12 protein-coding genes and 1 other RNA gene are annotated in these 13,013 nt (G+C 59.2%); 8 read left to right on the top strand and 5 right to left on the bottom strand.

Annotated features, from left to right (window positions below; all coding sequences use genetic code 11):
- Nucleotides 1–90 precede the first annotated feature (90 nt).
- Nucleotides 91–3,792 carry an AsmA family protein gene (locus EXN68_RS07415; protein WP_142840241.1) on the top strand — a complete coding sequence of 1,234 codons (3,702 nt, stop codon included), beginning with the start codon at nt 91–93 and terminating at the stop codon, nt 3,790–3,792.
- A gap of 246 nt (nt 3,793–4,038) precedes the next feature.
- On the opposite strand, the gene EXN68_RS07410 is transcribed toward EXN68_RS07415, so the two are convergent.
- The 5 genes from EXN68_RS07410 to ssrA all read right to left on the bottom strand — a co-directional run bounded on the left by EXN68_RS07410 (nt 4,039) and on the right by ssrA (nt 6,258).
- Nucleotides 4,039–4,368, bottom strand: a complete 330-nt coding sequence (locus EXN68_RS07410) for a hypothetical protein (RefSeq protein WP_142840240.1) — start codon at nt 4,366–4,368, stop codon at nt 4,039–4,041.
- A 212-nt stretch (nt 4,369–4,580) separates the two neighbouring features.
- Complete coding sequence (locus EXN68_RS07405) at nt 4,581–4,790, bottom strand: ribbon-helix-helix domain-containing protein (protein ID WP_142840239.1); 210 nt, start codon at nt 4,788–4,790, stop codon at nt 4,581–4,583.
- 106 nt (nt 4,791–4,896) lie between these two features.
- The gene (locus EXN68_RS07400; protein ID WP_142840238.1) at nt 4,897–5,100 is read right to left on the bottom strand and encodes a DUF4169 family protein; all 204 of its coding nucleotides are present in this window, start codon (nt 5,098–5,100) and stop codon (nt 4,897–4,899) included.
- Between the two features lie 42 nt (nt 5,101–5,142).
- Nucleotides 5,143–5,655 (bottom strand): SspB family protein, encoded by a 513-nt coding sequence (locus EXN68_RS07395; protein WP_142840237.1) that lies wholly within the window; start codon nt 5,653–5,655, stop codon nt 5,143–5,145.
- A gap of 229 nt (nt 5,656–5,884) precedes the next feature.
- Nucleotides 5,885–6,258: a transfer-messenger RNA gene (gene ssrA, locus EXN68_RS07390) on the bottom strand.
- A 142-nt stretch (nt 6,259–6,400) separates the two neighbouring features.
- Here ssrA and EXN68_RS07385 point away from each other — a divergent pair.
- From EXN68_RS07385 to EXN68_RS07355, 7 genes are all read left to right on the top strand, one after another.
- A complete protein-coding gene (locus EXN68_RS07385; protein WP_035242256.1) occupies nt 6,401–6,709 on the top strand; it encodes a DUF2853 family protein in 309 nt (102 codons plus the stop codon).
- 91 nt (nt 6,710–6,800) lie between these two features.
- Nucleotides 6,801–7,595, top strand: a complete 795-nt coding sequence (locus EXN68_RS07380) for a thymidylate synthase (protein ID WP_142840236.1) — start codon at nt 6,801–6,803, stop codon at nt 7,593–7,595.
- Complete coding sequence (locus EXN68_RS07375) at nt 7,592–8,119, top strand: dihydrofolate reductase (protein WP_142840235.1); 528 nt, start codon at nt 7,592–7,594, stop codon at nt 8,117–8,119. The genes EXN68_RS07380 and EXN68_RS07375 overlap by 4 nt, the downstream gene beginning before the upstream one ends.
- A 143-nt stretch (nt 8,120–8,262) precedes the next feature.
- A complete protein-coding gene (gene hflK, locus EXN68_RS07370; RefSeq protein ID WP_142840234.1) occupies nt 8,263–9,384 on the top strand; it encodes an FtsH protease activity modulator HflK in 1,122 nt (373 codons plus the stop codon).
- 1 nt (nt 9,385) lies between these two features.
- Nucleotides 9,386–10,312 (top strand): protease modulator HflC, encoded by a 927-nt coding sequence (gene hflC, locus EXN68_RS07365; protein ID WP_142840233.1) that lies wholly within the window; start codon nt 9,386–9,388, stop codon nt 10,310–10,312.
- Between the two features lie 305 nt (nt 10,313–10,617).
- Nucleotides 10,618–12,162 (top strand): Do family serine endopeptidase, encoded by a 1,545-nt coding sequence (locus tag EXN68_RS07360; RefSeq protein WP_142840232.1) that lies wholly within the window; start codon nt 10,618–10,620, stop codon nt 12,160–12,162.
- 89 nt (nt 12,163–12,251) lie between these two features.
- On the top strand, nt 12,252–13,001 hold the full coding sequence (locus tag EXN68_RS07355) for an SDR family oxidoreductase (protein ID WP_142840231.1): 750 nt from the start codon (nt 12,252–12,254) through the stop codon (nt 12,999–13,001).
- The last annotated feature ends 12 nt before the right edge of the window (nt 13,002–13,013 follow it).

Genomic DNA, 13,013 nt, shown 5'->3' with positions numbered 1-13,013 from the left:
CATTCTCACAATTGATTGGTACAAAAGGCTGCTTGCCGTTAAGGCAGAAAAGAATAGGTTTGCAGCGTTCGCGAAGGGAGATGCAGGTCAGTGCTCGGGCGTATTCTGGTTTTTCTGGGCGGACTGCTGGCCTTGGTGCTGTTTTCGGCGCTGCTCATTCCCTATTTCGTCGACTGGACGGATTTCCGCCGCGACTTTGAAGACCAGGCAAGCCGCATTCTGGGCAAGAAGGTGGTGGTGCACGGCCGGGTGGAGGCCCGTATCCTGCCTTTCCCTTCGGTAACCCTGCATGATGTGCGCGCCGGAACGGATGCGGATGGATCGCCGCTCATCCAGGTCGCCCGTTTCTCCATGGATGCCGAGCTTGCCCCTTTCCTTTCCGGCGAGGCGCGTATCTTCGACATGCGCATCGAGGAGCCAAAAGCCAAGATCAGGCTGTTGAAGGACGGCACGCTGGACTGGATGCGTGGCAGCCGGGCGGAAATTCCCGCCCGCACCGTGGTTCTGGAAAGCGTACAGATCGAAGGCGGGCAAATCGAATTCATCGATGAGCAATCCGGCCGCAACCGCGTCGTGACCGGCCTTAACGCCGACATGTCCGCCAATTCGCTGGCCGGGCCGTGGAAGGCGGAAGGGCGTGCTGCCGTTGACGGGCATCCGGGTTCCTTCTCCCTCTCCAGCAGCGAGCCCGATTATGCCGCCGGCCGCATGGGGCTCAGGGTGCGGGTGGTGCCGGATGAACATCCGGTCGAGGTCGATCTTGATGGCGCGATTGCCGCAACGGCGGGCAAGCCTGCCTATATCGGCTCTTTCGCTTTCAGCTTCCGGGAAGACGAAAAGCAGAAACAGGCCGGGCAATCGCTGTTTTCTTCGCCGCGTACACGCGGCAGTTTCGAACTGACCAATGAAAGCGTGCGCATATCGAGCTACCGCATGGAGCTTGGTGGCAGCGAAAACCCCTATGTCGTGACCGGCGAGGCGACACTGGATACCGGTGCGAAACCGGAATTCCTGCTGACGGCGGATGGCCAGCAGATCGATGTCGCCCGCTTTGCGCCACCCGTCGTGCAGACGGGCAAGACCTCGCGCCAGCCCACCGTCTCCGTGCGCCAGCGCATCGAGGCCTTTGCGGCGATGGTGGCGCGTATTCCGGTGCCGCAGGTACCGGGCAAGGCCAGCATCAGCCTTCCGGCGCTGGTTTCCGACGATACGACCATTCGTGACATCAGGCTGGATGTGCGCCCGGAAGGCAGCGGCTGGCAGGTGGTGAATGCGGTTGCGACACTGCCGGGCAGGACGCAGCTGGAAGCCAAGGGATCGTTGACATTGCTTGGCGGCCCGGCCTTCAACGGCAATCTGCTTCTCGCATCCAACCAGCCTTCGGGGCTTGCCAACTGGCTCTCCGGCTCGGTCGATCCGGCGATCCGGCAGCTGAATGCGGCCGGTTTTTCCGCCGATGTTTCGCTGACAACGCTCAACCAGCGTTTCAACAATCTCGAGCTTGCCATTGGCGACGCTTCGCTGAAGGGTGAGCTGGAGCGGCGCTCCGATGGCAAGACGTCCAATCTTTCCATTGATCTGGCCGGCAATGAAATCGATCTTGATGCGCTGAAGGCGCTCGGCAGTCTGGCGCTGGGCGATCAGGTTGGAAGCTCGGTTCTCGATCATCGCATTGACGCCAAGTTCAAGGCCGACCGGTTCAACATGGCCGGCGTAACCGCAAATCATGTCGAAACCGCCTTCACCATGGCCGGCGGTGTTCTGACGCTTGAAAAGATGACGGCTGGCGATATTGCCGGTGCTGAGGTCAAGGCCACGGGGCAGCTGCAGGGTTCGTTGCTGAAATATGCGGGCAAGGGCACGGTAAACCTGCATGCTCCGGATATGCAGCCGTTCTTCACCATGCTGCAGCAGAAATTGCCCAACCACCCCTTCCTCAGCCGCCTGGCCGCCAGCGCGCCGTGGTACGCCAATTCCGACCTTGCCGTCGATGTTTCGGTGAACAGTGAAAATGGCGGGGCCAATGTGGCCGTATCAGGTACCGTCAATGGCAGCCGCCTGTCGGCCGTTGCCAAGATGCCGGATTTCCTGTCGATCACCGATGATACGGCGATGTCGCTGGAAGCGGTGTTGAAAAACCAGTCGACGGCGATCCTGTTCGGGCAGGCGGGGCTTGATCCGCTGCCGTTCGATGCGGATGGCGAGGGGCTTCTTTCCGTCAAGCTCAATGGCACGCTTGGCTCGCCGGTCCAGACCGATATCCGCTTCTCGACGGAGCGTACGCATTTTTCGATGAACGGCTCCTTTGCCGTTGCTGCCGCCAATTTCGGTGAGGGCAGCGCGGATGTGGCGCTCGAAAGTGCTGATATCGAGCCATATCTCATCATGAACGCGGTGGGTTTGCCGCAACTCGGCGGCGGCATGGCCGTGAAGGCCAATGCGAAAGTGGCGGTCGATGCGCAGAAGATCGCTTTTTCCTCCGTTGGCGGGCAAGTGGGCGGCAATCCGTTCTCTGGCAATCTCGCGGTTCAGCGCGCCGCGCCTTATCCTGTCAGCGGTGATCTGTCGGTCAGGACCGCCGATCTCGCCTGGCTGGGCGATGCGATCTACGGGCCGGTGATCGATCCGGAAAGTGGTGCGCTCAACGCCAAGCCGCTGGCCATGGCCGCGTTCCCCCAGCTCAAGGCCTCGGTGTCGCTGAAAGCGGAGAATTTCGAAGCGGGTCCGTTTGGCACGATCACGGGTCTGGCGGCCAAGGTCACGCATGATTCGGGCAGTCTTTCGCTCGATGATGTCACGGGCGGCTTCATGGGCGGCAAACTGGCGGGCCGGCTTGCCATGTCCACGGGTGAAGGGGCGGGGATTTTCCGCACCAAGATCGCGGTGACCGACGCCAATCCGGAGCCTATCCTGTGGGCGAACGCCAATGGCCCGGTGGCGACCGGCCGGGTTGCCATCGACCTGACGGCCGAATCGACGGGCAAGAGTGTCGGTGAAATTCTGAAATCAGCGGGTGGTTCAGGTGAAATCCGCGCTGGCGGGTTGGTGCTGAAGGGGCTCAACCCCGGCGCCCTGTCGCCGATCCTGCAGGCGGCGGATGGTTTGCAGCAGCCGATCGATGCGCCCAAAGTTCGGCCACTGGTGGACCAGAACCTGTGGCAGGGCGAAATCGGGCTTGGCGATGTGGCCCTGCCGTTCTCGCTGAATGGCGGCGCGCTTCATTTCCAGAATCTGCGCGCCGGGATCGATCCGGTGACGCTTGCCGGCGATGCGACGGTGGATATTGCCGCATCGACCGTGAATGGCGATCTCGATCTTCTCTTCAATCCCGGCACCGAAGCGGTTGCCGGAGCCGAACCGTCTCTGCGCCTCAACTATAATGGTCCGCTGGCGGCGCCGGCTTTGACGATCGATGTTTCGACGCTCAGCAATTATCTCTCGCTCAGGGCTTTCGAAAAGGAGCGCCGTCGGGTGGAGGCCATGCAGGCCAGCGTTCTTGAAAAGCAGCGTTTGCGCCGCGAGGTGGCGCTTTATCGCTCCCAGGCGGCCGAGCGGCAGGCTGAAAAGGAACGGGTGGAGGCGGAAGCCAAAGCAAAGGCGGAAGAGGAGGCCCGGCTGAAGGCTGCGGCCGAGGAGCGTCTTCGCCAGGAGAAAGAACAGCAGGAGCGGTTGCAGCAACAGCAGCAGCAGCAACCCGTGCCGGAGCGGCAATCGGCGCCGATTCTGGTCGTGCCGCCGACGGAAAATGCAATCCGGGACCTGGCGCCGGAAAATGCTCCGGTCAATCCATAGCTTGTTTGAAATCTGAGGGTGGATCGCCTTCAGATTTGCAGGATGTCTAGGCCGGCACCCAAAAACGGGGCATTCCTTTTCCCGGGGTCCATGGCCATCGTCGCACCCGGTCGGGCACCCTCAAGTCAAGTGAAAGGAGGGGGTGTCTGGCAACGGCTCATGACATTGCCTCAGAATAATTGTTGGTGCGGTGGTCTGGACAGCTGTGTTTTTTTGGCGGTCTTTCCAGCGTTGCCGGGCAGCCGGTTAAATCCAGCTCTCGCGTTCGCCGAAAGGCGTGTCGGCATCGAAGTTTTTCGTGCCAATCCTGCTGCTCTCTCCCGAGAGGCCGGGCTTATCCGCACTGCTGCCCGACGCTGCCGATTTCTCGGCGCTGTTTTCGAGAGCTTCAAGCTGAGCCTTGAGCGAGGCGATGGCGCTCTTCAGTTCTTCCTGGGCTTTCGCTTCGGTCGTCTGGGCGAGCTCCGACTGCTTTTCGGCAATCTGCGATTTCAGCTCGGAAACGCTTGAAGAAGAGGTGGATGAAGAGGAAAGGACGGAAACAGCGGCGCTTGTTCCCGAAATGGCAGAAACCATGGGTCGCCTCGTGGCGGATGTGGGGATTGGAAAAAACTATGAAACAAAGACTGAAAACAAGGCTACGCAATACGGGAATGCCTTGCAGCGCAGATTAGGCCGCGAATGTTTAATGAATGCTTTCGCGACGTTACGAGTTTTATGGCCGGAATGTTTGTAGTCTGTGGGCTGGAAGATCAGGGCCGGACCATGTCGTGGGCTTGAGGGAAAGATTACCGGGTCTTCAGCCAGTTCAGCACATAAACGCGCAAAGACGAGGACAGATTGCTGTCGGCGGGCCGGTTGTCATCTATTTCCGCGAGCAGGGCGGCGAAGCTGATCTTGCGCCTTTCGGCAATCGTCTTCAGTTCTTCCCAGAAGGCATCTTCAAGTGAAATGCTGGTGCGGTGGCCGTGTAATGTGGCTGAGTGCTTGCGGATCATCAGATCGGCCTCCGGCTGGAAATCTGAATCATGTTTCGCCGGCAAGCCTCTGTTTCGCGATTGGTTTCCGATTTTGCGGGGGAGTTGGCTGCGGCAGGTCCGATCGTCAGTCCCTGTCGGTCCCGCCATCATCCTTTTCGAGTCGTCCCTGATCGAGCGCCTTTTCAGCTTTCTCATTAAGGGCCGATGTCAGGTTTTTTTCGGTCTTGTTGCGGCCGAAGGACAGGCGGTTCTGTTCCGCCTGTTTTTCCTTTTCGCTGCGGGCTTTCTGCTTCCGAAACTGACGCAGATTGACGATATCGGCGGCCATGCGGATATGTCTCCTTGGGTTTCGGGTGGCGGAAGAACGGCCTTACTGCTTCTTGCGGAAGGCATCCAGCGAAACGACGGAGCCTTCCTTCTTTTCCTCGCCGGCCTTGGGGGCCTCGGAGGTGGAAGCGGGCTTTGCCTCGTTGGAAACGGGATAGGCGGTGATTTCGGCCTCTTCAATCTCTTCTTCATCGGCCAGAGGCACATCGAACTCAAGCTCGAAGTTGACGGAAGGATCGTAGAAACCGCGAATGGCGTTGTAAGGGATAACCAGCTTTTCCGGCGTATCGGAGAAGGACAGGCCGATTTCGAAGCCGGTTTCCGTTACCTTCATATCCCAGAACTGGTGCTGGATAACGATGGTCATCTGCTCGGCATATTTCGACTTGAGGTGCTGGGAAATCCGCACGCCCGGCGCGCCGGTCAGGAATGTGATGAAGAAATGATGGTCGCCGGGCAGGCGGCCGGTGGCGGCCACTTCACCCAAAACCTTACGAATAACGCCGCGAAGGGCATCCTGTGCGAGAATGTCGTAACGGATATGATCCTGCCCCATGCGGTCCTGTCTTTCCCTTATTCGAACGTCTTTTAATGCGCTGCGCGCCTTGCGCGCCAAGGACGCTGTAACACTTTGAATCTTTGCGCAATCCTGAACCGAAGATCCAACTTGATCCAGACGGCTGCGCGTTGCCCAAGTATACGCAATGTCCCGAACGGCAGCAACGGAAAAGCCGATGCCGTTCGCAAGTCAGCTATCATATAACCAATTCAGGCAAAATGGAGAAGGTGGAGGTTTCTGTTGCCAGGTACCTCCGAACCCCGCCTTACGGGGCTAACCGTAAGGACTTAGAGCGGAATTCCCGCACCGCCATTAGGCAGCGAGAGCATATTCCTTAGCGTTGTTGTCGTTTGCAACTACACTTGTGACCCGATAACGGCGGTATCATGCCGAGCAAAAGTTCGATCTTTACGCCCTTGTCGATCCTATTTCGCCCCCATCAAAAGCCGGCCTTCCCTTTAAAGAAGTCCGCCGGTTTTTGGTGGAGGCGCCGGGTACCGCCCCCGGGTCCAATAGGTTTATTACACCGACCGTTTATCGCCATAGCCGGGTTGCCCCGGCAAAGCTCATATAGGCGTTTCGCCCGGCGGAGAAAAGGGGGGCTATGACAATTCCATGAAAAGGTTTCGTGTTTGACGTTGACGATTTAGACAATTCTTGACGACGAGAGATTGCTGTCACATTCTCCATGCAACCGGTCACCAGAAGCAACGTGGCGCCGGGGACACACGAAGGAGTTGATATGACCGACTATCTCGCAGATGTGAAGAAATACGATGCGGCAGCCGACGAAGCCATCGTTGGCAAAATCGTCAAGCATCTCGGCATTGCGTTGCGCAACCGGGATTCATCGCTGGTGTCCGCTTCCGATCCGGAAGAGCTTGCGCGCGTCAAGGCAAGCTGGTGCGGCAAGAAGCTCGGCGTGACAGACGACAGCGCCGACAAGGCGATCGACGCCACTGCGAAAGCCATGGCTGCGGATCGCTCCAAGTCGCGCGTGACCTTCTATTATCTGGTGGCCAAGGAACTGGGCAAACTCCAGTCGCTTTGATTTGAGCCGGGGATAGCCCGCATTAGGTGATTGGTTCTGCCGCCCTGTGCTATTATATTCTCCTGATATCAGGGAATCGGCGGCAGAACGCATGAAACAATATCTCGATCTTCTCCGGCATGTGATGGATACCGGCTCCGACCGCGGAGACCGCACCGGCACCGGTACGCGCTCGGTCTTCGGTTACCAGATGCGTTTCGACCTTTCGCAGGGCTTTCCGGTCCTCACCACCAAGAAGCTGCATCTGCGCTCGATCATCCATGAACTGCTGTGGTTCCTGAAGGGCGACACCAATATCGCCTATCTCAAGGACAATGGCGTTTCCATCTGGGATGAGTGGGCCGATGAAAACGGTGATCTCGGCCCGGTCTATGGCGCGCAGTGGCGCTCGTGGCCGGCACCGGATGGTCGTCATATCGACCAGATCGCGCTTTTGATCGAGGCGCTGAAAACCAACCCCAATTCCCGCCGCCACATCGTTTCGGCCTGGAACCCGGCGCTGGTGGACGAAATGGCGCTGCCGCCCTGCCATTGCCTGTTCCAGTTCTATGTGTCGGATGGCAAGCTGTCCTGCCAGCTTTACCAGCGCTCGGCTGATATCTTCCTTGGCGTACCCTTCAACATCGCCTCTTACGCGCTGCTGACGCTGATGGTGGCGCAGGTGACCGGTTTGAAGCCGGGTGATTTTGTCCATACGCTTGGCGACGCGCATATCTATGCCAATCATTTCGAGCAGGCGCGGCTGCAGATGACGCGAACCCCGAAGGCCTTGCCGACAATGCGCCTCAACCCTGATGTGAAGGATCTTTTCGGCTTTAAGTTCGAAGACTTTACGCTGGAGAATTACGAGGCCGATTCAAGCATTAAGGCACCGATCGCAGTATGAGCGAGCCACGCGTCACCATCATCGTCGCCGTCTCGGAAAACGGCGTCATCGGCCGCGACCTCGATATGCCGTGGAAGCTCTCCACTGATCTCAAGCGCTTCAAAGCGATGACGATGGGCAAGCCGCTCATCATGGGCCGCAAGACGTTTCTGTCTGTCGGTGAGCGCCCCTTGCCGGGCCGGCCGCATATCATCGTCAGCCGCAATGCCGATTACAGGCCGGCGGGCGTTGATGTGGTCTCGTCGCTGGACGAGGCTTTGAAGCTTGCCAAAGACAAGGCTGCGGAAATGGGTGTCGATGAGGTTTTCGTGGCCGGCGGCGGCGAGATTTATCGTCAGGCCATGCCATTTGCCGATCAACTTTCCGTCACCCATGTGGCGGTAAAGCTCGATGGCGACACTTTTTTTCCGGAAATCGATCCCGCCGTCTTTGAAAAAATCGAGGAAAGTGCCGCTCCCGCAGGGGAAAGGGACAATTATCCGGTTCTGTTCACCACTTATTTGCGAAGAGCCGCGTCAAAGTGAACTATTTACCCTGATTGGGTATTTAGTTACCACCTCTGCGTTGAAACGGACGCTTCTCCTTCCTATAACGGGTCGATATTCCCGCCGCACGCGAGCAATCGCTTTCGAACGGAACCGGGAGAGGCTTTTATAAAGAGGTATTGATGCCCTGGAGCAATCAGAATGGCGGCGGCGGCCCTTGGGGCGGCGGCGGTGGAGGAAACAACCAGGGTGGCGGTGGCGGCCCGTGGGGACAGGGGCCTAACCGGCCTCGCGGCGGCGGTGGCGGCAACAATGGCGGCCCACCTGATCTGGAAGAGATCATCCGGCGCAGTCAGGACCGTTTCAAGAATGTCCTGCCGGGTGGCTTCAATGGCGGCGCGGTTGCGATCCTCGTTCTTGTCATCCTCGTTTTCCTCGGCATCCAGTCCATCTATACCGTCCAGCCGGACGAGCGTGGCGTTGAGCTGCGTTTCGGACGTCCCAAGGATGAAATCTCGATGCCGGGCCTGCATTTCCATCTGTGGCCGATCGAGACGGTTGAAATCGTCAAGGTCACCGAGCAGCAGCAGAATATCGGTTCGCGCGCCTCGTCTTCGTCGTCGAGCGGCGTGATGCTGACCGGCGACCAGAACATCGTCAACGTGCAGTTCTCGGTGCTCTATACCGTTTCGGATCCGAAATCCTATCTCTTCAATGTCGACAGCCCGGCGGAAACCCTGCAACAGGTTTCTGAAAGCGCCATGCGCGAAGTGGTTGGCCGTCGTCCGGCGCAGGATATTTTCCGCGATAACCGTCAGGCGATTGCCGGCGACGTTCGCACCATCATCCAGTCCACCATGGACGGTTATGGCGCCGGCATTTCCATCAATGCGGTCGCCATCGAAGATGCGGCACCGCCGCGCGAAGTGGCCGATGCCTTTGATGAAGTGCAGCGTGCCGAGCAGGATGAAGACCGTTTCGTTCAGGAAGCCAACCAGTATGCCAACCAGAAACTGGGTGCGGCACGCGGTCAGGCGGCACAGATCGTCGAAGAGGCGAACGCTTACAAGTCGCGTGTCGTCAACGAGGCTGAGGGTGAGGCGCAGCGCTTCATCTCCATCTACGACCAGTATCGCACGGCACCTGATGTGACCCGTCAGCGCATGTTCCTTGAAACCATGGAACAGGTCCTGAAGGGCTCCAACAAGGTCATCATCGACGAAAAGCAGGGCGTGGTGCCTTATCTGCCTCTGAATGAGATCATGCGCGGCAATACGGGCGCAGCACAGCAGGGAGGCAACTGATATGGGTAACCGTCTTACGGCCATTCTCGTCGGTCTCGCCGCCGTGCTTTTCCTCGGCTATTCATCGATCTTCGTCGTCAACGAGCGCCAGCAGGCCATCGTCGTGCGCTTCGGTCAAATCCAGGATGTGAAAACCGCGCCGGGCCTCTATTTCAAGCTGCCCTTCGCCTTCATGGATGCCGACCGGGTGCAATATGTCGAGAACCGGGCGCTGCGCTTTGATCATGACAATATCCGTGTTCAGGTTTCGGGCGGCAAGTTCTATGAAGTAGACGCCTTCGTCGTCTATCGCATCACGGACGCACGCCGGTTCCGCCAGACGGTCTCGGGTGACCAGATGTCGGCCGAATCGCGTCTTCGCACCCGTCTCGACGCATCTTTGCGCCGGGTCTACGGTCTTCGCGGCTTTGAATCGGCGCTTTCGGATGCACGCGCATCGATGATGCAGGAAGTGCGTGACGATCTGCGTCCTGACGCGGAATCGCTCGGCATCAGCATCGTGGATGTCCGCATCCGCCGTACCGATCTGACGCAGGAAGTGTCGCAGCAGACCTTCGAGCGCATGAAGTCGGAACGTCTGGCTGAAGCTGAACTCATCCGCGCCCGCGGTAATGAAGAAGCCCAGCGCCGCCGCGCCATCGCCGACCGTCAGGTCGTCGAGTTCGAGTCCGATGCGCGTCGTCAGTCTGAAGTGCTGCGCGGTGAAGGCGATGCCAACCGTAACCGCATATTCGGCGAGGCGTTCCAGCGCGATCCGAACTTCTTCGAGTTCTATCGCTCGATGGCCGCCTATGCCAATTCGATGACCGGTACCGGCACGACGCTGGTCCTGTCGCCGGATTCGACCTTCTTCCGTTATTTCAACAACATCAACGGCGCGCCGTCTGCGGCTCCTGCCGCACCCGCGGCGCCCGCGCCGGCGAACTGATATCGGATCAAGAGAGTTTGAAAGGGCCGGTTTTACCGGCCCTTTCTTTTTGACAGCCCCCGCACGGCGTCATCCTCAGGCACGACCCGAGGGATGGCCGAGGAGAGGGCTTGGCGGCCGTTGTTGGTAATCTGAGGACTGGTTTTGGCCGGCCCTTTCTTTTCACTCCCGTTTCGTGCCAATGCTGTGGGCAGGGGCAAGGCATCATCCGCCTGTTCACGAAAAGGTATTTTTACACTTCATCATTCCGCCTTATGCTTTGTCGATATATGCAAGGCGAGACTATCTGAAACGCGAGGACGCTTATGGCCGTGACCCTTCTTTCGCCTTTTCGCAACAGCATTGCCGCAGTCGCGGGCATCGCGCTTGTGGCGGGCAGCCTTTCGGCGCCGGTTGCGGCAAGGGCGCAGAGCCATGGGCCGGAGTCTGTGGCCGATCTTGCCGAGCCGCTGCTGGATGCGGTGGTGAATATTTCGACGTCACAGAACGTCAAGACCGAGGGCAAGGGTCCTGTTCCGCCGAAGCTGCCGGAGGGGTCGCCCTTCCAGGAATTCTTCAAGGATTATTTCGACAGCCAGAAGCCGGAGGGCGGTGAAAAGGTCAACTCGCTGGGTTCCGGTTTCGTCATCGATCCCGCTGGCTATGTCGTCACCAACAATCACGTCATCGAGGGTGCTGATGCCATCGAGGTGATTTTCCCGAACGGCTCGAAGCTGAAGGCAACGCTTGTTGGCACCGATACCAAAACCGACCTTTCGGTCTTGAAGGTAGAGCCAAAAACGCCGCTGAAGGCCGTCAAGTTCGGCGATTCGCGCAGCATGCGCATCGGTGACTGGGTAATGGCCATCGGCAACCCCTTCGGCCTTGGCGGTTCGCTGACTGTCGGTGTCATTTCCGCGCGCGGCCGCAACATCAATGCCGGCCCCTATGACAATTTCATCCAGACGGATGCGGCGATCAACAAGGGCAATTCGGGTGGTCCGCTCTTCAACATGAAGGGTGAGGTAATCGGCATCAATACCGCGATCATTTCGCCGAGCGGCGGTTCGATCGGTATCGGTTTTGCCGTTCCGACGGAGCTTGCGCAGAATATCGTGCAGCAGCTGATCGAATTCGGCGAGACCCGTCGCGGCTGGCTCGGCGTTCGTGTTCAGCCGGTCACCGACGATGTGGCGGCAAGCCTCGGCATGGAAAGCGCCAAGGGTGCGCTTATCTCCGGTGTGGCCAAAGGCGGCCCGGTGGAGAACGGCCCTATCCAGGCAGGCGATGTCGTGCTGAAATTCGACGGCAAGGACATTCATGAAATGCGTGATCTCTTGCGAATCGTGGCGGAAAGCCCGGTTGGCAAGGAAGTCGATGTGGTGATCCTGCGTGACGGCAAGGAGGAGACCGTCAAGGTCAAGCTCGGGCAGTTGCAGGATACGACCGACGAAAAGGCCGCGACCGAAGACCCGCAGGCCGAAGACGGCGATGGCGGCGTGGTTGCGCCTGATGATGATGGCGGCGCCGACGATCAGGCGCAGGACCAGACGCCGGAAGTGCGTGAAGCGCCGCAGAGCGTGCTTGGCATGAACCTGGTCGTCCTCAGCAATGAGCTGCGCACGGAAAAGGGCATTGCCGAAAGCGTTGAAGGTGTGCTGGTCGCAAGCGTCGATACGGGTTCGCCGGCCGAACAGAAGGGCATGAAACCGGGCGATATCATCGTCGAAGTCGGTCAGGATTTCATGGAAGTTCCCGGCGACGTGCTGGTTCGCATCAACGGCCTGAAATCCGAAGGCCGCAAGAACGCCCATATGATGGTTGCCGATGCACAGGGCAATCTGCGCGTGGTGGCGCTGCCGCTGGAGTAAAGCGCTTTCCACCCGGTTCGGCAGGAATCGGGTGGTTGTGATCCCGGCCCCTCTCTAATCCTTGGTCTCCATCAATGGAGGTCAAGGATATGAAATTACTCGAAAACAAGGTTGCCATCATCACTGGTGCGTCATCCGGCATCGGCCGGGCGACGGCGAGGCTGTTTGCCTCGCAAGGGGCAGCCGTCGTCATCAATGCGCGGGGTGCTGCGGCACTGGAAGAGGTTGCCGCCGGCATTCGCGAGACCGGTGGCTGTGTCCATGCCGTTGTCGGCGATGTCAATCGTGAGGAAACTCATTCCCGGCTGGCGGATGCGGCCGTAAGCATTTTCGGCGGTCTCGATATCGCCGTCAACAATGCAGGCGCGGTCGGCGCCATGAAGCCGCTGGCGGAGATTTCCGCCGAGGAATGGGATCATGTAATCACAGCCAATCTCACTTCCGCATATCTCGGTGCGCGCCACCAGATTCCGTTGATGCTGAAGCGCGGCGGTGGCTCGATCGTCTTTATCTCCAGCTTCGTCGGCACCAGTGCCGGCATACCGGGCATGGCGGCCTATGGCACGTCGAAGGCGGCGCTGATGGGGCTGGTGAAAGGCATTACCGCCGATTATGCCGTGCAGGGCATTCGCGCCAACGGGCTGCTTCCCGGCGGGGTCGACACACCCATGGCCGGAGATGCGGCCCAGAAGGAATGGGCGGCAGGCCTGCATGCGATGAAACGCATCGCCGAGCCGGAAGAACTGGCGCAGGCAGCCCTTTTCCTCGCCAGCCCGATGTCGAGTTTCGTTGCCGGGGCGGCGCTGTTTGCGGATGGCGGCAATGCGGCGGTGAAGTAAGGTTCCAGACTG

It is taken from the genome of Martinezella rhizogenes (assembly GCF_007002745.1).
Lineage (GTDB): Bacteria > Pseudomonadota > Alphaproteobacteria > Rhizobiales > Rhizobiaceae > Agrobacterium > Agrobacterium cucumeris.
The sequence above is the reverse complement of the archived record's forward strand: the minus strand, read 5'-3'. Positions and strand labels throughout refer to the sequence as shown.

Bases quoted from the DNA above. Each gene is read 5' to 3' on its own strand.
- EXN68_RS07410 (WP_142840240.1), bottom strand. From the start codon at position 4,368: ATGGTTTCTGCCATTTCGGGAACAAGCGCCGCTGTTTCCGTCCTTTCC.
- EXN68_RS07405 (WP_142840239.1), bottom strand. From the start codon at position 4,790: ATGATCCGCAAGCACTCAGCCACATTACACGGCCACCGCACCAGCATT.
- EXN68_RS07400 (WP_142840238.1), bottom strand. From the start codon at position 5,100: ATGGCCGCCGATATCGTCAATCTGCGTCAGTTTCGGAAGCAGAAAGCC.
- EXN68_RS07395 (WP_142840237.1), bottom strand. From the start codon at position 5,655: ATGGGGCAGGATCATATCCGTTACGACATTCTCGCACAGGATGCCCTT.
- EXN68_RS07385 (WP_035242256.1), top strand. From the start codon at position 6,401: ATGACCGACTATCTCGCAGATGTGAAGAAATACGATGCGGCAGCCGAC.
- EXN68_RS07380 (WP_142840236.1), top strand. From the start codon at position 6,801: ATGAAACAATATCTCGATCTTCTCCGGCATGTGATGGATACCGGCTCC.
- EXN68_RS07375 (WP_142840235.1), top strand. From the start codon at position 7,592: ATGAGCGAGCCACGCGTCACCATCATCGTCGCCGTCTCGGAAAACGGC.
- hflK (WP_142840234.1), top strand. From the start codon at position 8,263: ATGCCCTGGAGCAATCAGAATGGCGGCGGCGGCCCTTGGGGCGGCGGC.
- hflC (WP_142840233.1), top strand. From the start codon at position 9,386: ATGGGTAACCGTCTTACGGCCATTCTCGTCGGTCTCGCCGCCGTGCTT.
- EXN68_RS07360 (WP_142840232.1), top strand. From the start codon at position 10,618: ATGGCCGTGACCCTTCTTTCGCCTTTTCGCAACAGCATTGCCGCAGTC.
- EXN68_RS07355 (WP_142840231.1), top strand. From the start codon at position 12,252: ATGAAATTACTCGAAAACAAGGTTGCCATCATCACTGGTGCGTCATCC.